General features: G+C 48.4%; 1 protein-coding gene. It reads right to left on the bottom strand.

The window, feature by feature from the left end:
* The coding region (tuf, locus tag ACT3S4_RS14355; RefSeq protein ID WP_444761306.1) for an elongation factor Tu at window positions 1-884 on the bottom strand (884 nt) is incomplete at its 3' end.
* Window positions 885-905: the final 21 nt, after the last annotated feature.

Raw genomic sequence — 905 nt, forward strand, 5'->3', positions numbered from 1 at the left:
AGTACTTGGCCACGTTGTACGTCTTCACGCTTAGTACCACGTAGTAGTACGCCACAGTTTTCGCCTGCACGACCTTCGTCAAGCAGTTTACGGAACATCTCTACACCAGTACAGGTGGTTTTTTGAGTGTCACGGATACCGACGATTTCGATTTCGTCGCCTACGCGTACGATACCAGATTCAACACGACCTGTTACTACAGTACCACGGCCTGAGATTGAGAATACGTCTTCGATTGGCATTAGGAATGCTTTATCAACGTCACGCTCTGGCTCTGGGATGTAGGTGTCAAGAACGTTAAGAAGTTCTACAACCGCTGGTTGGCCGTATTTTTCTTGTGAGCCTTTTAGGGCTTCAGTGGCTGAACCATGGATGATTGGGGTATCATCACCTGGGAAGTCGTAGTCATTAAGAAGTTCACGAACTTCCATTTCTACGAGTTCTAGCAGTTCTTCGTCATCAACAACATCACATTTGTTCATGAATACGATGATGTACGGTACGCCAACCTGACGTGAAAGCAAAATGTGCTCACGGGTTTGTGGCATTGGGCCGTCAGTTGCTGATACGACTAGGATTGCGCCGTCCATTTGAGCCGCACCAGTGATCATGTTTTTAACATAATCGGCGTGACCTGGGCAATCGACGTGAGCGTAGTGACGTGCTGGGGTGTCATATTCTACGTGTGAGGTGTTGATGGTGATGCCACGTGCTTTTTCTTCTGGTGCTGAGTCAATAGACGCGTAGTCTTTGGCTTCGCCACCAGAGGTGATTGCTGCTACAGTTGCGATGGCAGCTGTTAGGGTTGTTTTACCGTGGTCAACGTGTCCGATTGTACCGACGTTGACGTGTGGCTTTACGCGTTCAAACTTGGCCTTTGCCATGGGTATTTCCTCTTTTTTTGG

Origin of the sequence: Psychrobacter sp. AOP30-A2-5, from assembly GCF_052378115.1 — a bacterium.
Taxonomy (GTDB): Bacteria; Pseudomonadota; Gammaproteobacteria; order Pseudomonadales; family Moraxellaceae; genus Psychrobacter.